Source organism: Erwinia sp. STN24, from assembly GCF_041320675.1.
In the GTDB taxonomy this organism is placed as follows: Bacteria; Pseudomonadota; Gammaproteobacteria; order Enterobacterales; family Enterobacteriaceae; genus Erwinia; species Erwinia aeris.
This window is the reverse complement of record NZ_JBGGPM010000001.1, coordinates 148,886-171,912: the sequence shown is the minus strand read 5'-3', so window position 1 is coordinate 171,912 and position 23,027 is coordinate 148,886. Positions and strand designations below refer to the sequence as shown.

General features: G+C 56.9%; 24 protein-coding genes. 13 read left to right on the top strand and 11 right to left on the bottom strand.

Translation table 11 applies throughout. From position 1 onward, the window contains the following. Positions 1–61 precede the first annotated feature (61 nt). A complete protein-coding gene (gene clpA, locus ACA373_RS00845; RefSeq protein WP_125288740.1) occupies positions 62–2,338 on the bottom strand; it encodes an ATP-dependent Clp protease ATP-binding subunit ClpA in 2,277 nt (758 codons plus the stop codon). Positions 2,339–2,366: 28 nt separating this feature from the next. Beyond that, positions 2,367–2,687, bottom strand: a complete 321-nt coding sequence (clpS, locus tag ACA373_RS00840; protein WP_125288741.1) for an ATP-dependent Clp protease adapter ClpS — start codon at positions 2,685–2,687, stop codon at positions 2,367–2,369. Between the two features lie 317 nt (positions 2,688–3,004). Between clpS and cspD the strand changes: the two genes are divergently transcribed. From cspD to ltaE, 4 genes are all read left to right on the top strand, one after another. Next, complete coding sequence (gene cspD / locus ACA373_RS00835) at positions 3,005–3,238, top strand: cold shock-like protein CspD (RefSeq protein ID WP_125288742.1); 234 nt, start codon at positions 3,005–3,007, stop codon at positions 3,236–3,238. Positions 3,239–3,517: 279 nt separating this feature from the next. Continuing rightward, positions 3,518–5,155: a hydroxylamine reductase gene (gene hcp, locus ACA373_RS00830; protein WP_369894911.1), complete on the top strand. Its 1,638-nt coding sequence runs from the start codon at positions 3,518–3,520 to the stop codon at positions 5,153–5,155. 129 nt (positions 5,156–5,284) lie between these two features. Beyond that, positions 5,285–7,006, top strand: coding sequence for a ubiquinone-dependent pyruvate dehydrogenase (poxB, locus tag ACA373_RS00825; RefSeq protein ID WP_370733866.1), 1,722 nt, complete (start codon positions 5,285–5,287; stop codon positions 7,004–7,006). A 59-nt stretch (positions 7,007–7,065) separates the two neighbouring features. Next, positions 7,066–8,076: a low-specificity L-threonine aldolase gene (gene ltaE / locus ACA373_RS00820; protein WP_370733865.1), complete on the top strand. Its 1,011-nt coding sequence runs from the start codon at positions 7,066–7,068 to the stop codon at positions 8,074–8,076. Here ltaE and ACA373_RS00815 read toward each other — a convergent pair. Further along, positions 8,073–8,891, bottom strand: a complete 819-nt coding sequence (locus tag ACA373_RS00815; RefSeq protein ID WP_370733864.1) for an N-acetylmuramoyl-L-alanine amidase — start codon at positions 8,889–8,891, stop codon at positions 8,073–8,075. The genes ltaE and ACA373_RS00815 overlap by 4 nt on opposite strands. Then, positions 8,891–9,214 carry a heavy metal-binding domain-containing protein gene (locus ACA373_RS00810; RefSeq protein WP_125288747.1) on the bottom strand — a complete coding sequence of 108 codons (324 nt, stop codon included), beginning with the start codon at positions 9,212–9,214 and terminating at the stop codon, positions 8,891–8,893. Before ACA373_RS00810 ends, ACA373_RS00815 begins: the two co-directional genes overlap by 1 nt. A 104-nt stretch (positions 9,215–9,318) precedes the next feature. Between ACA373_RS00810 and ACA373_RS00805 the strand changes: the two genes are divergently transcribed. From ACA373_RS00805 to ACA373_RS00780, 6 genes are all read left to right on the top strand, one after another. Next, a complete protein-coding gene (locus ACA373_RS00805) occupies positions 9,319–9,855 on the top strand; it encodes a lipoprotein (RefSeq protein ID WP_370733863.1) in 537 nt (178 codons plus the stop codon). Between the two features lie 187 nt (positions 9,856–10,042). Beyond that, positions 10,043–10,771 (top strand): arginine ABC transporter ATP-binding protein ArtP, encoded by a 729-nt coding sequence (gene artP / locus ACA373_RS00800; protein ID WP_253454740.1) that lies wholly within the window; start codon positions 10,043–10,045, stop codon positions 10,769–10,771. Between the two features lie 14 nt (positions 10,772–10,785). Continuing rightward, positions 10,786–11,517, top strand: a complete 732-nt coding sequence (gene artJ / locus ACA373_RS00795; RefSeq protein ID WP_370733862.1) for an arginine ABC transporter substrate-binding protein — start codon at positions 10,786–10,788, stop codon at positions 11,515–11,517. Positions 11,518–11,521: 4 nt separating this feature from the next. Then, a complete protein-coding gene (artQ, locus tag ACA373_RS00790) occupies positions 11,522–12,244 on the top strand; it encodes an arginine ABC transporter permease ArtQ (RefSeq protein ID WP_253454742.1) in 723 nt (240 codons plus the stop codon). Next, the gene (gene artM, locus ACA373_RS00785) at positions 12,238–12,906 is read left to right on the top strand and encodes an arginine ABC transporter permease ArtM (protein WP_253454743.1); all 669 of its coding nucleotides are present in this window, start codon (positions 12,238–12,240) and stop codon (positions 12,904–12,906) included. The genes artQ and artM overlap by 7 nt, the downstream gene beginning before the upstream one ends. 131 nt (positions 12,907–13,037) lie before the next feature. Next, positions 13,038–13,799, top strand: a complete 762-nt coding sequence (locus ACA373_RS00780; protein ID WP_301251236.1) for a transporter substrate-binding domain-containing protein — start codon at positions 13,038–13,040, stop codon at positions 13,797–13,799. On the opposite strand, the gene rlmC is transcribed toward ACA373_RS00780, so the two are convergent. Both rlmC and ACA373_RS00770 read right to left on the bottom strand, forming a co-directional pair. Beyond that, positions 13,785–14,912, bottom strand: a complete 1,128-nt coding sequence (gene rlmC, locus ACA373_RS00775; protein ID WP_369894913.1) for a 23S rRNA (uracil(747)-C(5))-methyltransferase RlmC — start codon at positions 14,910–14,912, stop codon at positions 13,785–13,787. The genes ACA373_RS00780 and rlmC overlap by 15 nt on opposite strands. 48 nt (positions 14,913–14,960) lie before the next feature. Beyond that, positions 14,961–15,413, bottom strand: coding sequence for a YbjO family protein (locus ACA373_RS00770; RefSeq protein ID WP_301251309.1), 453 nt, complete (start codon positions 15,411–15,413; stop codon positions 14,961–14,963). 262 nt (positions 15,414–15,675) lie between these two features. On the opposite strand from ACA373_RS00770, the gene ACA373_RS00765 reads away from it, so the two are divergent. Genes ACA373_RS00765 through ACA373_RS00755 form a run of 3 tightly spaced genes read left to right on the top strand, consistent with a single transcriptional unit; the run spans position 15,676 to position 17,924 of the window. Continuing rightward, positions 15,676–16,344, top strand: a complete 669-nt coding sequence (locus ACA373_RS00765) for a nucleoside recognition domain-containing protein (protein ID WP_125288756.1) — start codon at positions 15,676–15,678, stop codon at positions 16,342–16,344. Then, complete coding sequence (locus ACA373_RS00760) at positions 16,334–16,807, top strand: YjiG family protein (protein WP_370733861.1); 474 nt, start codon at positions 16,334–16,336, stop codon at positions 16,805–16,807. Before ACA373_RS00765 ends, ACA373_RS00760 begins: the two co-directional genes overlap by 11 nt. A gap of 13 nt (positions 16,808–16,820) precedes the next feature. Then, on the top strand, positions 16,821–17,924 hold the full coding sequence (locus ACA373_RS00755) for a M20 peptidase aminoacylase family protein (RefSeq protein ID WP_370733860.1): 1,104 nt from the start codon (positions 16,821–16,823) through the stop codon (positions 17,922–17,924). A gap of 59 nt (positions 17,925–17,983) precedes the next feature. Here the strand turns inward: ACA373_RS00755 and potI are convergent, their stop codons facing one another. From potI to ACA373_RS00730, 5 genes are all read right to left on the bottom strand, one after another. After that, positions 17,984–18,829, bottom strand: coding sequence for a putrescine ABC transporter permease PotI (gene potI, locus ACA373_RS00750; protein ID WP_253454749.1), 846 nt, complete (start codon positions 18,827–18,829; stop codon positions 17,984–17,986). Further along, on the bottom strand, positions 18,826–19,752 hold the full coding sequence (potH, locus tag ACA373_RS00745; protein ID WP_367652763.1) for a putrescine ABC transporter permease PotH: 927 nt from the start codon (positions 19,750–19,752) through the stop codon (positions 18,826–18,828). Before potH ends, potI begins: the two co-directional genes overlap by 4 nt. A gap of 12 nt (positions 19,753–19,764) precedes the next feature. Next, positions 19,765–20,898, bottom strand: coding sequence for a putrescine ABC transporter ATP-binding subunit PotG (gene potG, locus ACA373_RS00740; protein WP_125288891.1), 1,134 nt, complete (start codon positions 20,896–20,898; stop codon positions 19,765–19,767). Between the two features lie 92 nt (positions 20,899–20,990). Further along, positions 20,991–22,100, bottom strand: a complete 1,110-nt coding sequence (gene potF / locus ACA373_RS00735) for a spermidine/putrescine ABC transporter substrate-binding protein PotF (RefSeq protein ID WP_253454750.1) — start codon at positions 22,098–22,100, stop codon at positions 20,991–20,993. Positions 22,101–22,496: 396 nt separating this feature from the next. Then, positions 22,497–22,976 (bottom strand): YbjN domain-containing protein, encoded by a 480-nt coding sequence (locus tag ACA373_RS00730; protein WP_253454751.1) that lies wholly within the window; start codon positions 22,974–22,976, stop codon positions 22,497–22,499. Between the last annotated feature and the right edge of the window lie 51 nt (positions 22,977–23,027).

Here is a 23,027-nt window from a genome sequence, read left to right as displayed (position 1 = left end):
CTGATGCGCCGCACGGGTAAAAAAAAGGCCGAAGAATCTTCGGCCTTTAGTTTTTTTACGCCTAATGTACAGAGCCTTCCGTTTTGCGCTTTTCGGCGCTCACGAACTGGTAAGTCAGCTGGTTCTGCTCTTTGTCGAGCGCCACCGAAACCGACCCGCCGTCCACCAGGGAGCCAAACAGCAGCTCGTTCGCCAACGGTTTTTTCAGGTTTTCCTGCACCGTACGCGCCATTGGACGCGCGCCCATCGCTTTATCGTAGCCTTTTTCTGCCAGCCAGTTGCGCGCTTCGTCGCTGACTTCCAGCGAGACGCCTTTCGCATCCAGCTGCGCCTGCAGCTCAACGATAAACTTATCCACTACCTGATGGATAACCTCGCTGTCGAGGTGTTTGAACCAGATAATGTTATCCAGGCGGTTACGAAACTCTGGCGTAAAGATCTTTTTGATCTCTTCCATCGCATCGGTGCTGTTGTCCTGATGGATCAGACCAATAGATTTACGTTCGGTTTCACGTACGCCAGCGTTCGTGGTCATCACCAGCACCACGTTGCGGAAATCGGCTTTACGCCCGTTGTTATCGGTCAGCATCCCGTTATCCATCACCTGCAGCAGCAGGTTGAAGACGTCCGGATGCGCTTTCTCGATCTCATCAAGCAGCACCACGGCGTGCGGATGCTTGATCACCGCGTCCGTCAGCAGCCCGCCCTGATCGAAACCGACATAGCCCGGAGGCGCGCCGATCAGACGGCTGACGGTATGGCGTTCCATATATTCCGACATATCAAAACGCAGCAGCTCAATGCCCAGCGCTTTCGCCAGCTGTACGGTGACCTCTGTTTTACCCACGCCCGTAGGGCCGGCAAACAGGAAGGAACCGACAGGCTTGCGATCCTGCCCCAGACCGGCCCGGCTCATCTTGATCGCTTCGGTTAAGGCTTCGATAGCGTTGTCCTGACCAAACACCAGCATTTTCAGCCGGTCGCCGAGCGTTTTCAAAGTGTCGCGATCCGTGGCGGAAACGCTCTTCTCAGGAATACGCGCGATACGGGCAACCACGGATTCAATATCCGCCACGTTAACCGTTTTCTTGCGCTTGCTGACCGGCAGCAAGCGTGCGCGCGCGCCCGCTTCGTCAATCACGTCAATCGCTTTATCCGGCAGATGACGGTCGTTGATATATTTCACCGCCAGCTCAACCGCTGCACGTACTGCTTTTGCGGTATAGCGGACGTCATGGTGCGCTTCATACTTCGGCTTGAGGCCGTTCAGGATCTGCACCGTTTCATCTACCGTAGGCTCGGTAATATCGATTTTCTGGAAACGACGCGCCAGCGCGCGATCTTTCTCAAAGATATTGCTGAATTCCTGATAGGTGGTGGACCCCATCACGCGAATTTTGCCGCTGGAAAGCAGCGGTTTGATCAGGTTGGCGGCATCTACCTGCCCGCCGGAAGCGGCACCGGCGCCGATGATAGTATGGATCTCATCGATAAACAGAATGCTGCTGTTATCCTGCTCAAGCTGTTTCAGCAGCGCCTTAAAGCGCTTCTCGAAATCGCCGCGGTATTTAGTACCGGCAAGCAGCGACCCGATATCCAGCGAGTAGATAGTGGCGTCTTTCATCACTTCAGGCACGTCGCCCTGCACGATACGCCACGCAAGCCCTTCGGCGATCGCGGTTTTACCCACGCCCGATTCGCCCACCAGCAGCGGATTGTTTTTCCGGCGGCGGCAGAGAACCTGAACGGTACGCTCCAGCTCTTTATCCCGCCCGATCAGCGGATCGATACCGCCTACGCGAGCAAGCTGGTTAAGATTGGTGGTGAAGTTTTCCATACGTTCCTCCCCGCCTGCCTGCTCTTCGTTAACAGGGTTTTCTGCGCCCGAAGCGGGCCCCTGCTCATCTTTGCGCGTGCCGTGAGAAATAAAATTAACCACGTCAAGGCGGCTGACTTCATGCTTGCGCAGCAGATAGGCAGCCTGGGATTCCTGTTCGCTGAAGATAGCGACCAGCACGTTAGCGCCCGCTACTTCACTGCGGCCGGATGACTGCACGTGGAAAACGGCGCGCTGTAGAACGCGCTGAAAGCTGAGCGTAGGCTGTGTGTCGCGCTCTTCTTCGCTGACCGGCAACACCGGGGTTGTTTGTTCGATGAAGGCTTCGAGCTCCTGCCGCAGAGCCACAATATCCACCGTGCAGGCTTCAAGGGCCTCTCTTGCTGATGGGTTACTGAGCAACGCCAACAGCAGATGCTCGACGGTCATAAACTCATGTCGGTGCTCGCGCGCTCTGGCGAAAGCCATATTTAAACTGAGTTCCAGTTCTTGATTGAGCATAGGCACCTCCCCCATTAGATCGCCTTATTCAGGCTTTTTCCAGCGTACACAGCAACGGATGTCCGTTCTCCCTCGCATATTTATTGATATGCGCGACCTTGGTCTCCGCCACTTCGGCGGTAAAGACACCGCAGATTGCCTTTCCCTGGTAGTGAACCGTCAGCATCAGTTGCGTTGCACGTTCAACATCATAAGAAAAGAACTTTTGCAGTACGTCAATAACAAATTCCATAGGTGTATAATCGTCATTATTCAGAATAACTTTATACATCGAAGGCGGCTTGAGACCTTCGCGGAGTTTGTCTTCTGCAAGATGTTCAAAATTAAGCCAATCGTTAGTGTTTCCCATACGTACCCAATATGAAAACGTTGCCTGCCTGCATCAGACTAACACCCTTAAGCGTAAGTTTAGCACGCCCGAAATGCTGTCCGAAGCCGGTGAATTTTTGCACCAACCTGCAACTACGCGACCTTCATCACAAAAATAGCAATAGCGTTAACTGCTTCAAATTTTGATGAATTCATCCCGGCATCTCCTCTTCATTCGCTTGACGCCTGGTACGATTTCTCTACAGTACAGGCGTATGCTGGATGCGTTTTAACCAGCCTGGAGGCCAATGCCTCACTACCTCACCCATTTGAATGTCTTGCGAGGGATCCAAAAGCATGGAGACGGGTACTGTTAAATGGTTCAACAATGCCAAAGGCTTCGGCTTTATCTGTCCGGTCGGTGGCGGCGAAGATATCTTTGCTCATTATTCCACTATCCAGATGGATGGCTACCGAACGCTGAAAGCCGGGCAGCAGGTTCAGTTTGATGTGCACCAGGGGCCAAAAGGCAATCACGCCAGCCTGATTGTCCCCGTTAATGCCGAAGCGGCAGTTGCTGTCAGCGCCTGACCGCTTAGTGATATTCTGACCAACCTTGCAATAAAATGCCAGCCAGCGTCGCTGGCATTTTTATGGGCAACTTTTACCAACCTTAGTAAAGTGGCGCCGTCCTGTCATTTTTCAAGCCCCCTTTTTGCACGAAATTAATTTTCATCCTCGCTTCTTGCCCTCCGCCGCGTTTCAGCGCAGTAAATTTGCGTTAAATCAACCTGGCTGCGTTTTTTCAGGACAGATTATGTCCTGAAGGATTAATGTTGCATTTTAAATGCAACTTTAAAGGATAAGGCTATGTTTTGCGTGCAATGTGAACAAACTCAACGCCGTCTTACGGGTAACGGCTGTACCGGCGTGCGCGGCGCCTGTGGGAAACTGGCACAAACGTCAGATTTGCAGGATCTGCTGATTGCCACGCTTCAGGGGCTTTCCGCCTGGGCGCTGGTGGCGCGACAGCAGGGTATTATTCTGCATGATATCGACAGTTTCATACCAAAGGCGCTGTTTGCCACGCTAACTAACGTCAATTTTGATTCCTCACGCATCGTAGCGCTTGCCCGTCAGGCCACCAGCTACCGGGAACAGCTAAAAGCGTGCTGCAAGCTTCCTTGCAGCGCAGAAAATTATCCTGCGGCGGCAATAGTCCTGGAAAGCGATGACCCTGGGCAGCTACAGCAACAGGCGCTGGCGTGGCGCCCCAATCGCGGCCATGCGCATGAGGATATTATCGGTCTGCGCCTGCTGTGCCTGTATGGCCTGAAAGGCGCGGCGGCCTATATGGAACATGCCCATGTTCACGGCTACTTCGATAACACCATTTACCAACAGTTTCATCAGATCATGGTCTGGCTGGGTGCGCAGCCGGACAGCGCCAGCGATCTGCTGGCGGCGGCGATGGATATCGGCAAAATGAATTTCGCCATCATGGCGATGCTGGATAAGGCGCAGACCACCACTTACGGTTCGCCGCAGCCCGTGGCGGTTAATACCCGGCCGGTGGCGGGAAAAGCGATCCTGATTTCCGGGCACGATCTGCGGGATCTGCAACTGTTGCTGGAACAAACCGCAGGCAGCGGTATCAACATTTACACGCATGGCGAAATGCTGCCGGCACATGGCTATCCGCAACTGAAGCGCTATGCGCATCTGGTCGGCAACTATGGCAGCGGCTGGCAGAACCAGCAAAAAGAGTTCGCCGCCTTTCCCGGCCCGATCGTTATGACCTCCAACTGCATTATCGATCCTTTCAGAGGCGATTATCAGCAGCGTATCTGGACCCGCAGCATTGTCGGCTGGCCCGGCGTGAATCACCTGCACGACGACGACTTTTCTGCCGTTATCGCGCAGGCGCAGCAGATGCCGGGCTTCTCCACCAGCGAGATCCCCCGCACCATTACTACGGGCTTTGGCCGCCAGACGCTGCTTGACGCCGCCGACAGCGTGATTGAGCTGGTGAAACAGCATCAGCTGAGGCATATCTTTCTGGTAGGCGGCTGCGACGGCAATCGCGTGCAGCGCAGCTACTTTACCGATTTGGCCACCGCCATTCCCGATGACTGTCTGATCCTGACGCTGGGCTGCGGTAAATATCGCTTTAACAAACTGGCTTTCGGCACGCTGGGCGGCCTGCCTCGTCTGCTGGATGTGGGCCAGTGCAACGACAGCTATGCGGCTATCGTGCTGGCGGTCAGGCTGGCGGAAAAATTAAACTGCGACATTAACGATCTGCCTTTATCGCTGGTGCTCTCCTGGTTTGAGCAGAAAGCGATTGTCGTGCTGCTGACGCTCTTGTCCCTCGGGGTAAAAAACATTTACACCGGCCCGACGGCGCCGGGTTTTCTCACGGATAATCTTCAGGCGCTGCTGAAAAAAGAGTTTGGTCTGCGGCCGACATCTTCCGTACCCGCAGATCTGGCAACGGCGCTGCATTGATGCCTTGCCGCATTATTTTCGCCTGCGGCGCGCGCCGTATAATGCCCTACCCTTTGCTCAGCCTCGACTATGCTTTTTGCTGAAGATCTCTCCCTTCGGGACACTGATTAAAGCTTTAAAGGAGCAGAAATGAAGCAAACGCTAGCCGCACTGGTGGCGAAAACACTTGAAAACGCCGGCGTAAAACGCATTTGGGGCGTAACCGGGGACTCGCTTAACGGGCTGAGCGACAGCCTGAACCGCATGGGCACCATCGAATGGATGCCGACTCGTCATGAGGAAGTCGCCGCTTTCGCTGCCGGGGCCGAAGCGCAAATCAGCGGTCAGCTTGCCGTCTGCGCCGGTTCGTGCGGGCCGGGCAACCTGCATCTGATCAACGGCCTGTACGACTGCCACCGCAACAACGTGCCGGTGCTGGCGATTGCCGCGCATATTCCCTCCAGCGAGATCGGCAGCGGCTATTTCCAGGAAACGCATCCGCAGGAGCTGTTTAAAGAGTGCAGCCACTACTGCGAGCTGGTTTCCAATCCCGAGCAGCTGCAACAGGTGCTGGGCATCGCGATGCGTAAAGCTATTATCAATCGGGGCGTGTCGGTCGTGGTTATTCCTGGCGACGTGGCGCTACAGCCCGCGCCGGAAAACGCTCGCGCCGAATGGTATCCGCCGCAGTTCCCTATCGTGCAGCCGCCCGCCAGCGAACTGGACAAGCTGGCGCAGCTGCTTAATGAAGCAAAAAATATCACGCTGATGTGCGGCTACGGCTGTGCGGGCGCGCATACGGAAGTGGTGCAGCTGGCGGAAACGCTGAAAGCGCCCATCGTTCACGCGCTGCGCGGCAAAGAACATATTGAGTATGACAACCCTTACGATGTCGGTATGACCGGCCTGATTGGCTTTTCATCCGGCTATCACGCCATGATGAATGCCGATACGGTGATCCTGTTGGGAACGCGTTTCCCTTACCGCGCTTTTTATCCTGAAAAAGCGAAAATTATCCAGATTGATATCGATCCGGGCAGTATCGGGTCGCATTGCCATGTGGATATGGCGCTGGTCGGCGACGTTCGGGCCGCCCTTTGCGCGCTGCTGCCGCGCCTCGAAGTAAAAGAGGATCGCGCGTTTCTGGATAAGGCGCTGAAGCATTACCAGGAAGCCAGAAAGAGTCTGGACGAGCTGGCGACCGCCAATGACAAACAGGCGATCCACCCGCAGTACCTGGCGCAGCAGCTTAGCGAGCTGGCCAGCGAAGACGCGATTTTTACCTGTGACGTCGGCACGCCTACCGTCTGGGCCGCACGCTATCTGAAAATGAACGGCAAACGTCGTCTGCTGGGATCGTTCAACCACGGTTCCATGGCCAACGCCATGCCGCAGGCGCTGGGCGCGCAGGCTATTGACAGGCAGCGCCAGGTGATAGCGATGTGCGGCGACGGCGGCTTCTCTATGCTGATGGGCGATTTCCTGTCGGTAGCACAGCTTAAGCTGCCGGTGAAGCTGGTGGTGTTTAATAACAGCGTGCTGGGCTTTGTGGCGATGGAAATGCAGTCCGGCGGCTATCTGACCGACGGCACCGAACTGCAAAACCCGGCATTTGCCGATATCGCCAACGCCTGCGGCGTGAAGGGCATTCGCGTGGAGCGCGCTTCCGAGCTGACCGGCGCCATCGAAGAGATGCTGGCGCACGACGGCCCGGTGCTGCTGGATGTGGTCACCGCCAGCGAAGAGCTGGTGATGCCGCCGCAGATCAAGATGGAGCAGGCGAAAGGCTTTAGCCTCTATATGCTGCGCGCGCTGATCAACGGTCGCGGCGACGAAGTGGTCGAGCTGGCTAAAACCAACTGGCTGCGGTAAAACATTGGTCTGTCTCACGGACGCTGCGGCGTCCGTTTTGCCCTTTAAGGAGCGCAACGGTGATCGACTTACGCAGTGATACGGTAACCCGCCCTTCCGCCGCGATGTTGTCCGTAATGATGGCGGCGGAAACCGGCGACGATGTTTATGGCGACGACCCTACGGTTAACGCGCTGGAGGCCAAAGCGGCCGCACTCAGCGGGAAAGAGGCCGCGCTTTTTCTGCCGACCGGCACCCAGGCCAACCTGGTGGCGCTGCTCTGCCACTGCCAGCGCGGCGAAGAATACATCGTTGGCCAGCTGGCGCATAACTACAAATATGAGGCTGGCGGCGCGGCGGTACTCGGCAGTATTCAGCCGCAGCCGATCCTTGCAGCAAAAGACGGTACGCTGCCGCTGGACGTGGTCGAACAGTTTATCAAGCCGGATGATTTTCATTTTGCCATCACCCGGCTGCTGAGCCTGGAAAACACCCATAACGGCAAAGTGCTGCCGCTGGCCTATTTGCAGGAAGCCTGGGCATTCACGCGCAGCCATAAGCTGGCGCTGCATGTGGACGGCGCGCGCATTTTCAATGCGGCCGTGGCGCTGGGCGTCACGCTGCGCGATCTTACGCAGTATTGCGATACGCTGACAATCTGTTTGTCGAAAGGTCTGGGTACGCCGGTCGGCTCGCTGCTGTGCGGCAGCAAAGACTATATCGAGCGCGCGAAGCGCTGGCGCAAAATGACCGGCGGCGCCATGCGGCAGTCGGGCATTCTGGCGGCGGCCGGGCTTTACGCGCTGGAGCACAACGTCACGCGGCTCCAGGACGATCACGATAACGCCGCCTGGCTGGCTGCGCAGCTAAAGGCCGCTGGCGTGCAGGTTTCCAGTCAGAACACCAATATGGTGTTTGTGCGTCTGCCGGCACATCAGGCTGAGCCGCTTAAAGCCTGGATGCGTGGCAAAGGCATCGTTCTGCATACCGGCGCGGTGACGCGTTTGGTCACGCATCTGGATGTCGATCGTCCGGCGCTGGAAAAAGTGGTCGCGGAATGGAAAGCGTTTCTGGCCAGCCAGCCGGACTAACCGCCATACTTTTCTAACAGCGCCTCGGCGATAGCCTCGCTTTCCGCGTCCGCCACGCCTGAATAGTCAGCGGGCCGGAAATGCATCTGAAAAGCGGCAATCACCCGCTGTTGCTGCGTGGCCGACATATCAGGCGTCGATTCATAGCCGTAGCGCGCCAGCAGCGACAGCAGATGCCCGCTGTCCGTCAGCTGGCCAGGCGCTCTTCCCGCCAGGTAATAGCTTACGCGAGCCTCGTCCGGCCACGCGCCAATGCCCTGTTGATAAAGCCAGCGCCACGGAAACAGCGGGCCGGGATCCTGCTTGCGCTGCGGCGCGATATCGCTGTGTCCGACGACATCCTGCGGGCGAATACCGTAGCGCCGGGTGATATCCCGCGCCAGCGGCATCAGCGCGGCCATCTGCTCGCGGGAAAAAGGATACCAGGCTCGCCCTTGCGGCGTGCGGCGATAGCCCGGATTTTCCAGTTCGATACCAAGCGAGGTATCATTGAGCCGCGTCGCGCCGCGCCAGAAACTGATGCCCGCGTGCCACGCCAGCTCGGATTCCGGCACAAGCCGCAGCACCACCGGTTGTTTTCCATGCTGGAAGGGTTTGGCCGGAATAAGATAGTGCACGCTGACTTCCCGGTCGGTCAGCGTAGCCAGCGAGCGGGGAAAATCCTCAGCGGTATAGTGAATAACCAGCACCTTAATACGCGGACGAGCCCCGTAAGCGGCGTGGCGCGTATCCACGACGTAGCCATTCTGTTTTTCCAGACCGGATGTACAGGCGCTCAGTACAATGGCCGCCACCAGCGCCGTCAGCAGGCGCATCAACGCCGTGTTTTAACCGCGGTGCCGCTGACGCTGACCATCAGCATACTGCTGTCTTTGCCAACGGTTTCGTAATCGATATCAATCCCGACCACGGCGTCCGCGCCCATGGCCTTCGCCTGCTCTTCCAGTTCGGCAAAGGCTATCTGGCGCGCTTTGCGTAACTCTTTCTCATATGCGCCGGAACGGCCGCCGACGATATCGCGAATGCCGGCAAAGAAATCGCGGAAGATATTGGCGCCCAGTATCGCTTCGCCGGTCACGACGCCGCAGTATTCCGTTATGGGCTGGCCTTCCAGCGTTGGGGTAGTGGAAAATTGCATGATTTTCTCCTTAACTTCAATCCAGGGTTTTAGCTCTTATGGCCAGGCAGACCAGCTATACTTTATGCTAAAAAACGCCATCCAGAAACCATAAGGAAATCAAGATGAAGTTACAGCTTGCCGCTCTGGCTCCGCTGGCGCTGCTGCTCAGCGCCTGTACCACGGTACAACCCGTCTTTAAGGATAATGGCAGCCGCACCTCTCCCTGCGTCGAAGGCGGCCCGGATTCTGTTGCCCAGGCGTTTTACGATCTGCGCCTTGAGCAGCCTGCTCAGGGCCTGCCGAACGCCACCCAGCTGGCTAAATATCGTCCTTACCTCAGCGACAGGCTCTATCAGACGCTGCTGAAGGCCGATAGCGATCCGCAAAAAGAAGCGACCCTGCGCGGGGATATCTTCTCAAGCCAGCCGGCGGGCGCCACCTCGGCGAGCGTAGCGGATTCATCGTCAATCCCTAACCACGACGCGCGCAATATTCCGCTGCGGGTTAAGCTCAGCCGCGACGGTGACAAGCCGCAAAGCTGGCAGGATGAAGTGCTGATGATCCATGAGGGCACCTGCTGGGCGGTGGACGACGTGCGCTATCTTGGCCCCGCGCCGCATATTGAAGGCGGCTCCCTCAGCCAGCGCCTGCTGCGATAGTGTTTTCCGCGCACCGCCGACGAGCGGTGCGCCTCTTTCCTCTGCTGCATTTTCATCCAGCCTCCCTCATTTTGTGCTAGCCTTGTAGTTAACTTGCCTGCATAAGCGAATTTTTCGCCGCGCTGATTGCATAACTATGCCGTCAACGTTAAGATTCGCAGAACTAATCGCTATTCACTTTTTGCGCATGAGTATTCAACTAAACGCTGTAAACTGCTTTTATGGCGCCCATCAGGCGCTTTTTGATATTCAGCTGACCTGCCCGGAAGGCGAGACGCTGGTGCTGCTCGGCCCAAGCGGCGCCGGCAAGAGCTCGCTGCTGCGCGTGCTGAACCTGCTGGAGATGCCGCGCTCCGGCACGCTGGGGATCGCCGGTCACCATTTCGACTTCAGCAAAGCGCCGGGCGACGCGGCTATCCGCGAGCTGCGTCAAAACGTCGGCATGGTGTTCCAGCAGTACAATCTCTGGCCGCACCTGACGGTGATGCAGAACCTGATCGAAGCGCCCTGCCGCGTGCTGGGATTAAGCAAGGATCGGGCGCTGGCTCGTGCCGAAAAACTGCTGGAACGCCTGCGCCTGACCAAATTCGCCGACCGTTTTCCTCTGCACCTGTCCGGTGGACAGCAGCAGCGTGTTGCTATCGCCCGCGCATTAATGATGGAACCGGCCGTGCTGCTGTTTGATGAACCAACGGCGGCGCTGGATCCGGAAATCACGGCGCAGATCGTGGCGATTATTCAGGAACTCTCTGAAACCAATATCACTCAGGTGATCGTTACCCATGAGGTCGAAGTGGCGCGCAAAACGGCCAGCCGCGTCGTCTATATGGAGAATGGTTATATCGTGGAACAGGGTGACGCCAGCCGCTTTACACAGCCGCAAACCGAAGCGTTTGCCAATTATCTTTCGCACTGATGCAGGACATAATGATGAAAAAAATCGTACTTGCCGCGCTGTTAGCCGGTGTAAGCCTGAGCGCCAGCGCCGCGCAGACCATCCGTTTTGCTACTGAAGCCTCTTATCCTCCTTTTGAATTTGTCGATTCCGACAACAAAATTCAGGGTTTTGATGTCGATTTAGCGAACGCGCTGTGTAAAGAGATGGACGCGACCTGCACCTTTACCAATCAGGCTTTCGACAGCCTGATCCCAAGCCTGAAGTTCCGTCGCTTCGACGCCGTGATGGCCGGAATGGATATTACGCCCGAGCGTGAAAAACAGGTGCTGTTTACCAAAGCCTATTACGATAATTCCGCTTTATTTATCGCGCAGAAAGGCAAAGTTGCTGACGTAGCCGCGCTGAAAGGCAAACGCGTCGGCGTGCAGAACGGCACTACGCACCAGAAATACCTGACCGAGAAACTGACGGAGGTAAAAACCGTGCCTTACGACAGCTATCAGAACGCCATTCTGGATCTGAAAAACGGCCGTATTGATGCCGTATTCGGCGACACGGCGGTGGTTAACGAGTGGCTGAAGCAGAACACCTCGCTGGCCGCGGTTGGTGAGAAGGTCACCGATAAAGACTACTTCGGCACCGGACTGGGTATCGCCCTGCGCCAGGGCAACACCCAGCTTCAGGGCAAATTCAACGCCGCGCTGGATAAAGTGAAAGCCGACGGCACCTATAAAACCATCTACAGCAAATGGTTCCAGCAATAACGGAATGAACGAATTTTATCCTCTTGCAAGCGCCGCCGGGATGACCGTCGGCCTTGCCGTTTCTGCGCTGGCCGCAGGCCTGATTCTGGCGATGATTTTCGCCGTCTGGGAATCCGCCCGCTGGCGGCCGGTCGCCTGGATCGGCACCGCGCTGGTGACGCTGTTTCGCGGGCTGCCGGAAATTCTGGTGGTGCTGTTCGTCTATTTTGGCGCCTCGCAGCTGTTACTGACGCTTTCCGACGGCTTTACGCTGCATCTGGGCTTCGCTTCATTGCCGGTGCAGATGACGATTGAGAATTTCGACGTCAGCCCGTTTCTCTGCGGCGTTATCGCGCTGTCGATCCTTTATTCCTCTTACGCTTCGCAGACGCTGCGCGGCGCGCTGAAGGCGGTGCCTCAGGGACAGTGGGAGTCGGGCCAGGCGCTGGGCATGAAAACGCCGGCGATATTCTTCCGTCTGATCCTGCCGCAGATGTGGCGTCACGCGCTGCCGGGCCTGGGCAACCAGTGGCTGGTGCTGCTGAAGGATACGGCGCTGGTATCGCTGATCAGCGTCAACGATATTATGCTGCAAACCAAAAGCATCGCCTCACGCACGCAGGAGCCTTTTACCTGGTACATGGTGGCGGCGGCGATTTATTTAATTATCACGCTGCTCAGCCAGCAGGTTTTAAAGCGTATCGAAGCGCGTACCACCCGTTTTGAGCAGGGGAATAACGGATGCTGAGCTATTTACCCGAGCTGCTGAAAGGGCTGCATACCAGCCTGACGCTGACGGTGGCCTCACTGCTGCTGGCGCTGCTGCTGGCGTTGCTGTTCACGGTGATCCTGTCGCTGAAGATCCCGGTACTGAGCCAGGTCGTGCGCGGCTATATTACGCTGTTCACCGGCACACCGCTGCTGGTGCAAATCTTTTTGATTTACTATGGGCCGGGACAGTTTCCTTCCATTCAGGCGATCCCGTGGCTATGGAACGGGCTGTCGCAGCCCTGGCTTTGCGCCCTGCTCGCGCTTTCGCTTAACAGCGCGGCCTATACCACCCAGCTGTTTTACGGCGCGGTCAGAGCTATTCCTGCCGGTCAGTGGCAATCCTGTGCCGCGCTGGGGATGAACCGTAAAGATACGCTGCGCATTCTGCTGCCCTACGCGTTTAAACGCGCGCTTTCCTCTTATTCCAACGAGGTGGTGCTGGTATTTAAGAGCACCTCGCTGGCTTATACCATTACGCTAATGGAAGTGATGGGCCAGGGACAGCAGCTTTACGGGCGAACCTACGACGTGACGGTTTTTGCCGCAGCAGGCGTCATTTACCTGTGCGTTAACGGCCTGCTGACGCTGATGATGCGCCTGATAGAACGACGAGCGCTGGCTTTCGAGCGCCGTAGCTGAGCCACCATGCCGGCGGCATCGGTCGTCGGCATTCGTCAAATAACAGCGCTTAACCGTCAGTTAATCCGCGCATAACGCCGCGGCGGCAGCCGTCATACTATCCCGATAATATTTACGCAAGGGCCGGAGACATGCTTAAGGTTTGCGTTTTTCTGCTTGTCGCATTTGCTGCCAACGCGCTGGCCAGCGGCCCGCTTCGCTTTGCCACTTCGGCGACCTATCCGCCTTTTGTCTACCTGAATGCCGGGCATCAGCTGGTGGGGTTTGATATCGAGCTGGCAAAAGCCCTGTGCGAAAAAATAGCGCGGCAGTGTCTCTTTACCAATAATGATTTTGACCGCCTGCTGCCTTCGCTAAAATTCAACCGCTATGACGCGGTGATTTCCGGCCTGGATATTACCGAAGAGCGCCGGGAAGAGGCGGATTTCACCCAGCCTTATCTGGAAAGTTCCGGCATGGTGATTGCGGTTAAAGGCCGCTACGCCTCTTTAGCGGAGCTACGCGGCAAGCGCGTTGGCGTCGCCGATGCCACAACCTTACAGGCCTGGCTGCAAAGTTCGTGGCCGGATATCATTCCTGTCGCGTACGACAACTATCAGAATGCGCTTCTGGATATCCGCAGCGCCAGGCTCGACGCCATTTTTGGCGAGACGCCTTCCATGCAGACCATCCTGAGAAGCAATCCCGGCCTGGACGCCGTAGGCAAGCCGATTACGGATAATCGCTATTTCAGTGCAGGCCTGGGTATCGCGGTACGTAAAGGCGATAAGGCGCTGCTGGAGCAGCTGAATGGCGCGCTACAAAGCCTGAGCGATGACGGTACGCTGCACATGCTGAAGCAACGCTGGCTTGGCCCGGCGGCTGACCTGCCCGCCGAGTCAGAGATGCCGTAGCAGCGTCAGCACTTCGCCGTGCGCGGTATGCGGGAACATATCGAACAGCTGGACTTTAACAAGGGTGTATTCGCTCAGGCGGGCGATATCGGTAGCCATGGTCTGCGCGTTGCAGCTGGAATAAAGAATGAACGGCGGCGCCATGCGGCTCAGATACTCGCAGAGCGCGGCGCCAATACCGCGACGCGGCGGATTGACCAGCACCAGATCGGGCGTGCTGCCTTCGCCGGTAGCAAACGCCGTAGAGTCCAGCGCGGCGAAGCTGACTTTCTCCAGCCCCATCTTTTCCGCTGACCGTTTAGCGCAGGCAATGGCCTCCGCGCTGATTTCAATGCCGGTCAGCGACATCTCTGGCGTGGCGCAATGCAGGCCGAAGCCGCCTACGCCGCAGAACAGATCCCACATGCTTTTGACGCCCAGCTCGCTTACCCATGCTCTTGCCGTAGCGTACAGCGAGGCGGCTACCGCCGGGTTGGTCTGAAAAAAACTCTGCGGCCGGATCCACAGCGGCACGTCGTTCAGCTGGTCGGCCAGCGCCTGATTTTCCGTTAGCGGGATCTCTTCTTCGCCTTCCAGAATCGCCATATGCACCGGCTGAATATTGGCTGAAATCACGCTCAGCTGCGGCAGCTGCGCCTGCAGGGCGGGCAGCGCGTTAGTGAGCTGGGCCAGCTTCTCTTTGGATCGCAGCACAAAGCGCAGCATCAGCTCGCCGCTGCGGCTGCTTTCCGTCAGCAGGATAAACTTCAGCTCGCCGCGCCTGCGCGCCACGTTATACGGCGTCAGACCCGCGCGGGCGATAAAGGGTTTCAGCTGCGCAAATACCGCGGCGAAGCTGTCGGGATAAAGCGGACAGCCACAAAGATCGACTGGCGTCCCGTCGCGATGCACAATGCCGAGCAGCGGGCGCTCCACGCTGCCGCTGACCACCATTTTCGCCTTGTTGCGAAAACCCTGCTGCGCCGAAGTGACCGGCGGCAGCCATTCGCTGACCGCCTGCGCGGACAGAAGCTGTTGCAGCTCAGACTGCTTCTGGTTCAGCTGTTGCGAATAGGGGCGATCCAGCCACTGGCAGGAGCGGCAGCGATCGGCATCATAAAGGGCGCAGTGCATGTCAAATCTCGTCAAACAAAAGCGGGCGGGGATTGTACCACTGTGGGATCAGCGCTGCTGAAAAAATTCCCGGCTGCTGGCAGGGAAAAAGAGCAGCCCCAGCACCAGCAGGTCAGGCAGCTTTTGCGAGAGCAGCAGATGCCCCTGCTCGCCGTGTAAAGAAAATATTTCCGGGCCGATCCAGCCCGCCGACGCCATCAGCATATAACCGATCACGATTAGCTGCGAACAGCCGTAGCCCAGACGTCCCCAGCGGCGGCCATGCAATAGCGCAAGCGCACAGCGTAGCTCAATAAAAAAGAGCAGCTGGCTGGCGATAAATATCAGGGTGGCGCTCCAGCTTTGCGCGGCAAGATGGATAACATTCAGCAGCGTATTCAGCCCCATTTCATGCACTTCCAGCGCGACGCTCAGGCAGCGTGTCATAATGATAGCGATTGCCGCCACCACCACCGGGACGGGGATCTCGCAGGCTGGCTCCTGTTTCAGCACCTCTGACATCATTTTCTCCCGTCCATGCTCCGTTTTAGTGCAGGTATGCCCGTGCAGCGTTCCCCTGCCCTCGTTTGCCGTGCTTTCGGCCACGGCTGTCGCTTCGTTAGCGCCAGAGAAAAAGAAAGCGCGAGGCTTTCTTTGCTCGATCCTCTTTCCTGGCACGATAACTGCTTCTCACCTGTTGAATTGGCAGCAATTTATGTTTAGTCCAGTTTACGCACAATTGCCACTGGATAAGATTTTTCGGATCGCTACTCGGGAGACAGAAATGGAGACTGGATCGGCAAAAGCTCGTGAACACTGGACGCCAGGCATTGGCGCTTATCTGGCCCTGATCGTGGCTATTCTCTTTTTTTCCGGCCTGTTTTTAAACGTGGAAGGGGCAAAATGGCTGGGCGCGTTTGACTTCACCACCCTCGGCGGCAAGTTCGGCACCATTAAGGATGCCGCGCGCGCCACCTTTCTCGGTGAGGGCGGCACGGGCGCTAAAGCCGGTTTTCTGTTTGCGCTTTCGCTGGTGCCGACGGTGATGCTGGCGCTGGGCCTGCTGGAAATCTTCACCCACTATGGCGCCATCCGCGCCGCGCATAAACTGCTGACGCCGCTGTTAAAACCTCTGCTCGGCATTCCGGGCCGCTGCGGGCTGGCGCTGATCACCGATTTGCAAAGCACCGACGCGGGCGCGGCGCTGACCAAAGAGCTGCACGATGAGAAACAGATAGGTAAAAAGGACGTGGTGATTATGGCCGCCTGGCAATACTCCGGCGCGGGGCTGATTAACAACTATTTTGCCATTGGCTCGGCGCTGTTCGTCTCGCTTTCCGTCCCGGTGCTGGTGCCGCTGGTGCTGATGTTTGTATTAAAGTTTGTTGGCGCTGCCGTGGTGCGCCTGGTGTTAGCTACTGTTTATAAGCAGGATTTCCAGCATGAAAAATAATCCGCCCGTTGCCGTTTCCCATAATCCTTTTGATGTGTTCGTGGTTGGCGCGCGCAAAGGGTTTCATATCGCTATTCATAATTTAATGCCTAACGTCATTATGGCGTACGTGATTGCCGAGATGCTTAACCTGCTGGGCGTGATGGCCTTTATCGGCAAGGTCTTTGCGCCCGTAATGGGCCTGTTTGGGCTACCGGGCGAAGCCGTGACGGTGCTGCTAACCGCCTGGCTTTCGTCGTCGGCCGGAACCGGCGTGGCGGTAAGCCTGCTGGCGAAAGGCGTGCTGACCGGCACCGATATTACCATCCTGGCGCCGGCCATCTTTCTGATGGGATCGCAGCTGCAATATATGGGTCGCCTGCTGGGCGTGGCCGACGTGCCGAAAAAGCACTGGCCGCTACTGATGCTGACCAGCGTTCTGAATGCCGTTATCGCCATGCTGGTGATGCGTTTTATCGCTTAATGGAGGCTTTATCGTGTTAAAAGTTTTGGAACATTACGCCTTTCTGCATGAAATCCCGGAGCTGGGATTTGAGGAGTTTAAGACTTCCGCTTACCTGGGTCAGCAGCTGAAAGCTGCCGGGTTTCAGGTGACGGAAAACGTCAACGGCACAACCGGTATCGTCGCCCTGCTCGACAGCGGCGTACCCGGCCCAACGCTGGCGCTGCGCGCCGATATGGACGCGCTGGGGCATATCATCGACGGCGAGGCCTGCGCGCGCCATACCTGCGGGCACGACGCGCACTCTTCCGTGGTGCTGACCGCCGCGCAGGAGCTAAAATCAGAGAACGCAGTTAAACGAGGCCGCCTGAAGCTCATTTTCCAGCCAGCGGAAGAGTTGGGCACCGGCGCGCTGGCAATGGTAGCAGGCGGCGCGGTCGAGGATGTGGATATGCTGCTGGGCTTTCATCTTCGTCCGGCGGAGGAGTGCGCCGTCGGCACCGCGATCCCCGCCATGTACTATTCCGCCTGCGTCACTCTTGAAGCCACCATAGGTGGGCAAACCGCTCACGCCGCGCGGCCGCATTTGGGCATCAACGCGCTGGATGCCGCGGTCAGCGCCGTACAGGCTGTTAACGCCGTGCATATGGCGCCGGGTAAAAGCTGGAGCGCCAAGGCCACCCGGTTTTTATGCGATGCGGGCGTCACTAACTCCGTTCCCGACACGGCCCGCGTAGTGTTTGACCTGCGCGCGGCGGAAAACGAGGATATGACGCAGCTGCAAAGTCGGGTGGAGCGAGCGATAACGCAAAGCGCGGCGGCCTACGGCGCTACCGCTAAAATTGCAGTGCTGAAAGCGATGCCCGCCGCTGAGATCGATGCGGAGATGACGGCGCTGGTGGCGGAAGCGATCAAAGAGGTATTGGGTGAAGCGGCGTTAATGCCGGTACGCTCAACGCCGGGCAGTGAAGATTTCTTCCACTATCCCGTGCAGCGTCCGGCAATCAAAGCAGGGTTTTGGGGGCTGGGCACCGGCCTGACGCCGGGTTTGCACCATCCGGATATGCGTTTTGACCTGGATGCGCTGCCGGTCGGGGTGAAAATCTTTAAGGCCTGCGTGATAAAGATTTTAGGCTAGTCGCGCCGCCATTCAGGCTGGCGGCGCCGCCAGGCCGATCGTCCCTGATCGGCCTGCCGTTAGTGACCTTTTTGCGCGCGCTGCGCATCCCGAATGCGCTGTTTCTCTTCGTGCGCCATAAACCGCCAGGCAATAAAGCCAACAATACCCACCACAAACAGGATCAGCGACGCCAGCGCGTTAATCTCCGGATTAACGCCGCGCCGCACGGTGGCGAAAATCTGCATTGGCAGCGTGGTCGCGCCCGGCCCGGTAACGAAGCTGGCAATCACCAGATCGTCCAGCGACAGCGTAAAGGCCAGCAGCCAGCCGGTGACGATCGCGGGCGCGATCATCGGTACGGTGATCACGAAGAAGACCTTCAGCGGCGTGGCACCTAAATCCATTGCCGCTTCCTCAATAGAGCGGTCCAGCTCGCGCAGACGGGCGTTGATCACTACCGCTACATAGGCCGTACAGAAAGTAACGTGCGCCAGCCAGATAGTGAGCATGCCGCGATCGCCAGGCCAGCCAAAGGTATTGCCCATTGCCACAAACAGCAGCAGCAGCGACAGCCCGGTGATCACGTCCGGCATCACCAGCGGTGCGGTAAGCATAAAGGCGAAGCCGGTTGATCCCTTAAAGCGACCGAAGCGGACGATCGCTACCGCCGCCATCGTGCCCAAAATCACCGCGGCCGTTGCCGACAGCGCGGCGATGGTCAGACTCAGCGTGACCGCGCTTATCATCGCGCCATCGTGGAACAGCACGTTGTACCAGTGCAGCGAGAAGCTTTCCCAGGCGGCCAGCTGCGATGAGTTAAAGGAATAGACCACCAGCAGCACCATCGGCGCGTACAGGAAGAAAAAGCAGACTATCAGGATTGCAATACGCCACGGGGAGCGCACGGTCGGCAAAGCACTCATGCTTTTTCTCCCAGCTCTTTGTTCTGATGCTTATGAAACCAGATGATAGGCAGGATCAGGATCAGCAGAATAATTACCGCCAGCGCCGAGGCGACCGGCCAGTCGCGGTTGTTAAAGAACTCCTGCCACAGCACGCGGCCGATCATGATGCTGTCCGGGCCGCCGAGCAGTTCCGGGATAACGTACTCGCCGACTGCCGGAATAAACACCAGCATGGAGCCGGCGATAATGCCGCCTTTGGTCAGCGGCACTATCACGCTAAAGAACGTTTTCAGCGGACGGGCACCTAAATCCAGCGAGGCTTCCACCAGCGAATAGTCGATACGGGTAAGCGCGGTGTAAATAGGCAGCACCATAAAAGGCAGATAACAGTAGACAATGCCGATATAGACCGCGAGATTGGTATAAAGGATTGCCACCGGATGATCGGTAATGCCGCTCCACATCAGAAAACGGTTCAGCACGCCGTTATCGTTCAGAATGCCCATCCAGGCATAAACGCGCACCAAAAAGGAGGTCCAGGAAGGCAGGATCACCAGCAGCAGCAGGATATTGCGGGTAGAAGGCGAACTGTACGCCACGGCCCACGCCAGCGGATAGCCGATAATCAGGCAAGCTACGGTAGAAATTGCCGCCACCTGAAGCGAATGCAGATAGGCATCGATATAGAGCGGATCGTCCGTCAGCGTCAGATAGTTGCCAAAATTGATCACCGCGGTCAGCTGACCATCCGCCCAGCTGAACAGGTCCGTATAGGGTGGGATAGCTCGCGCAATATCGGCGAAGCTTATCTTGAGCACGATCAGAAACGGCAGCAGAAACAGCAGGACCAGCCAGAGATAAGGCAGCGCGATCGCCAGCTTGCGGCTTGAGCGCAGCCTGTTCAGCAATGCCGGACGTCTGGACGCAGTAACTTGAGTCATAAACGCCTCCCCTTATTGCGTCAGCACGACGCAGCTATCCGTATCCCAGCAGAGGCGGACTTCGTCTCCCCAGGTCGGTGCCCCTTTACGGAAGCGATAGCCATTCTGCAACTGCGCGCTGATCATCTGGCCGCTGTGCAGGCGCACATGGTAGATGGAGAGATCGCCCAGATAGGCAATATACACCACTTCGCCCACGGCAAAGTTACAGCCATCGGCGGGCACTTCATCGCTCAGCATGACTTTTTCCGGGCGCAGCGCCACGTGTACAGGCACGCCGTCCACAATGGATGCGTCGGAATCAACCTTCAGCGGATGGATCAGGCCTGGACTGTCGATAATCAGACCGTCTGGCTGGCGCTCGCGCAGCATTCCCTGAAAAATATTTGCTGAACCGATAAACTCGGCGCTGTAACGCGTAGTGGGATGCTCGTAAATCTCTTCCGGCTCGCCGATCTGCACGAACTTGCCGCGATTCATAATGGCGATACGTCCGGCCATCGTCATCGCTTCTTCCTGATCGTGAGTAACCATCACGCAGGTCGCGCCAACGCGCTCCAGAATGTCCACCACCTCCAGCTGCATCCGGTCACGGAGTTTTTTATCCAGCGCGCCCATCGGCTCGTCCAGCAGCAGCAGCTTAGGGCGTTTAGCCAGGCTGCGGGCCAGCGCCACGCGCTGCCGTTGTCCGCCGGAAAGCTGGTGCGGCTTGCGCTTTGCATACTCCTGCATATGCACCAGCGCCAGCATCTCACTGACGCGCTCGGCGATCTCAGCCTTGGGCAGCCGATCCTGTTTCAGGCCGAAGGCGATATTTTGCTCTACCGTCATATGCGGAAAAAGCGCATAGGACTGAAACATCATATTGACCGGGCGTTGATAGGGCGGCACGTGGGAGAGATCCTGGCCATCCAGCATAATCTGCCCGGAGGTAGGCGCTTCAAACCCGGCCAGCATCCGCAGCAGCGTGGATTTGCCGCAGCCGGAAGCGCCCAGCAGAGCGAAGATCTCACCTTTGTAAATTGTCAGATTGACGTCGTCAACCGCGTGCTGTCCGTCAAAGGACTTGGTCAGATTGCGAATTTCCAGCAGCGGCGTAACCGCCCTGCTGACTTTTTTTTGCGGACGAGGGATCGCGTCGTTCACTTCCATTACACTCCGGCGCTTTTAAACGGTCATGCCGTATAAAAAGAAAACAGAGGCGGGGTCGCCTCTGTGATAACTCAGTGAGGCTTCAGCTACTTGCCACTTTTAACTTTAGTCCATGCCCGCGTGCGCACACGATCGAGTTTCGGATCCTGGACTTTCAGCACAAACAATTTAGCCATCGTCTCCGCGTTGGGATAGATGCCCGGATTGTCGCGTACGCTGGCCTCCACTAACGGCACCGACGCTTTATTGCCGCTGGCGTAAAAAATCTTGTTGGAGATATTCGCCATCACGGCTGGCTCCATCAGATAGTTCAGGAACTGATAAGCCTCATCCATGTTCTTCGCATCTTTAGGAATGGCCAGCATATCGAAGAACGCCAGCGCGCCCTCTTTTGGAATGCTATAGGCGATGTTCACGCCGTTTTTCGCGGCGGCAGCGCGATTCTTCGCCTGCAGAACGTCGCCCGCCCAGCCGATAGCCACGCAGGTATTGCCGTTCGCCAGATCGTTAATGTACTGCGAAGAGTGGAAGTAGCGGATACTCGGACGCAGCTTCAGCAGCAGATCGGTCGCCGCGCCGGAATAATCTTTGGCATCACTGCTGTTAGGATCTTTGCCCAGGTAGTTCAGAACGGTAGCAAAAATCTCTTCCGGGGCGTCCAGGAAAGAGACGCCGCAGCTTTTGAGTTTTTCCAGATTCTCCGGCTTCAGCACCAGATCCCAGCTGTTAACCGGCGCATCTTTGCCCAGTGCGGCTTTCACCTTATCGACGTTATAACCAATGCCGGTGGTGGCCCAAAGGTAGGGAATGGCGTATTTGTTGCCCGGATCGTGCTGCTCAACCTTTTTCAGCAAATCAGGATCGAGGTTTTTATAATTTGGCAGCTTGCTCTTATCCAGCGGCTGAAAGACGCCGGACTGTAGCTGGCGCGCCAGAAAACTGGAGGATGGCACCACGATATCGTAGCCGGTGCTGCCGGCCATCAGCTTGCCTTCCAGCACCTCGTTGGAGTCGAACACGTCGTAGACGACTTTAATGCCGCTCTGCTTCTCAAAATCAGGCACGGTATTGGGCGCAATATAGTCGGACCAGTTATAGACGTGCAGCGTCTTATCCGCCGCCGTGGCGCCAGCTGAAACCGCCATCACCATGCCAGCAACCAAGCCTGACAACCATTTTTTACGCTGGTTGAACATGTTTTCCATCCTCCTGAACAGAGATAATTACGGCTAAAAGCGGGCCAACGGCGTTTCGCTTACTGTAAGGATTAGCCGCCGCGCTGTTAAATAGAAAAAACCTATACCTGCTGCGACCTTGCACACAAAATGCAGTTTCGCAAGGATAGTCCCACAATGCAGGCCAGACCAGAGCCGGGCGCAAAAAACGCCTTTTATCGATATTCGCCTGGTTTTACTCTATGCAAGCGAGCCGGGAGCGGTAAAACGGCGCAGAAAATAGGGGAAAAACGGCCCTGAGCCAGCATAAAAGCGGGAAAAGCGCGGGGGAAAAATGAAGGAAACGGCCGGATGCGGCCTTAAACAGGGAGATATGCGTCCGTCAGGGCCGCCAGGCCCTGAAATAGTGACTGAAAATCAGTGCAGCATAGAGTGTGAAGCGATGATTTCGCCGCGATCTTCCTCTTCGCTCATCATCAGCAGATGATTGGCAAAGGCTTCCATCACTACCATTGAGATCTGCTCTTCACTCTGCTTCATAAAATGCACGAACTGCCCATAGGTCAGGCCAGCCGTGATGGTAAGCGACTGGCAGACAATCAGCTTGGGCAGATTATCATCCTGGATATCAACGAAAGCTTTCACCGTCAGTGAACTGGCGTTGATCTGTGACAGATCGCCCACCAGCGGGATCAGTGCGGTGGGTTTGACTTCCGCCAGCGCGGAAAACAGAATAACGTTGTCCACCAGATCCAGCTTGGCATCAAACACCCCGTCGAAATTCTGCATATGCGGCAGGTGAAGCGCCTGACAGGAATCGCACTCAAACCAGGTGATGCTCTGCTGATCCAGCCAACGTCGTAAAAGCTCGATATCGGGAACGACGAGTGAATCCATGTAATTGGTCTCTTACTGCCTTAAAATTGCGCCCTAGCTTACGTAAAAAAG

Excerpts from the sequence above, each read along its gene's own strand:
- clpA (WP_125288740.1), bottom strand. The coding sequence starts at position 2,338 with ATGCTCAATCAAGAACTGGAACTCAGTTTAAATATGGCTTTCGCCAGA.
- ACA373_RS00780 (WP_301251236.1), top strand. The coding sequence starts at position 13,038 with ATGCTTAAGGTTTGCGTTTTTCTGCTTGTCGCATTTGCTGCCAACGCG.
- hcp (WP_369894911.1), top strand. The coding sequence starts at position 3,518 with ATGTTTTGCGTGCAATGTGAACAAACTCAACGCCGTCTTACGGGTAAC.
- artJ (WP_370733862.1), top strand. The coding sequence starts at position 10,786 with ATGAAAAAAATCGTACTTGCCGCGCTGTTAGCCGGTGTAAGCCTGAGC.
- ACA373_RS00730 (WP_253454751.1), bottom strand. The coding sequence starts at position 22,976 with ATGGATTCACTCGTCGTTCCCGATATCGAGCTTTTACGACGTTGGCTG.
- potI (WP_253454749.1), bottom strand. The coding sequence starts at position 18,829 with ATGAGTGCTTTGCCGACCGTGCGCTCCCCGTGGCGTATTGCAATCCTG.
- artP (WP_253454740.1), top strand. The coding sequence starts at position 10,043 with ATGAGTATTCAACTAAACGCTGTAAACTGCTTTTATGGCGCCCATCAG.
- rlmC (WP_369894913.1), bottom strand. The coding sequence starts at position 14,912 with ATGCACTGCGCCCTTTATGATGCCGATCGCTGCCGCTCCTGCCAGTGG.
- cspD (WP_125288742.1), top strand. The coding sequence starts at position 3,005 with ATGGAGACGGGTACTGTTAAATGGTTCAACAATGCCAAAGGCTTCGGC.
- ACA373_RS00815 (WP_370733864.1), bottom strand. The coding sequence starts at position 8,891 with ATGCGCCTGCTGACGGCGCTGGTGGCGGCCATTGTACTGAGCGCCTGT.
- clpS (WP_125288741.1), bottom strand. The coding sequence starts at position 2,687 with ATGGGAAACACTAACGATTGGCTTAATTTTGAACATCTTGCAGAAGAC.
- artQ (WP_253454742.1), top strand. The coding sequence starts at position 11,522 with ATGAACGAATTTTATCCTCTTGCAAGCGCCGCCGGGATGACCGTCGGC.
- ACA373_RS00805 (WP_370733863.1), top strand. The coding sequence starts at position 9,319 with ATGAAGTTACAGCTTGCCGCTCTGGCTCCGCTGGCGCTGCTGCTCAGC.
- poxB (WP_370733866.1), top strand. The coding sequence starts at position 5,285 with ATGAAGCAAACGCTAGCCGCACTGGTGGCGAAAACACTTGAAAACGCC.
- potF (WP_253454750.1), bottom strand. The coding sequence starts at position 22,100 with ATGTTCAACCAGCGTAAAAAATGGTTGTCAGGCTTGGTTGCTGGCATG.
- artM (WP_253454743.1), top strand. The coding sequence starts at position 12,238 with ATGCTGAGCTATTTACCCGAGCTGCTGAAAGGGCTGCATACCAGCCTG.
- ACA373_RS00770 (WP_301251309.1), bottom strand. The coding sequence starts at position 15,413 with ATGTCAGAGGTGCTGAAACAGGAGCCAGCCTGCGAGATCCCCGTCCCG.
- ACA373_RS00765 (WP_125288756.1), top strand. The coding sequence starts at position 15,676 with ATGGAGACTGGATCGGCAAAAGCTCGTGAACACTGGACGCCAGGCATT.
- ACA373_RS00810 (WP_125288747.1), bottom strand. The coding sequence starts at position 9,214 with ATGCAATTTTCCACTACCCCAACGCTGGAAGGCCAGCCCATAACGGAA.
- potH (WP_367652763.1), bottom strand. The coding sequence starts at position 19,752 with ATGACTCAAGTTACTGCGTCCAGACGTCCGGCATTGCTGAACAGGCTG.
- ACA373_RS00760 (WP_370733861.1), top strand. The coding sequence starts at position 16,334 with ATGAAAAATAATCCGCCCGTTGCCGTTTCCCATAATCCTTTTGATGTG.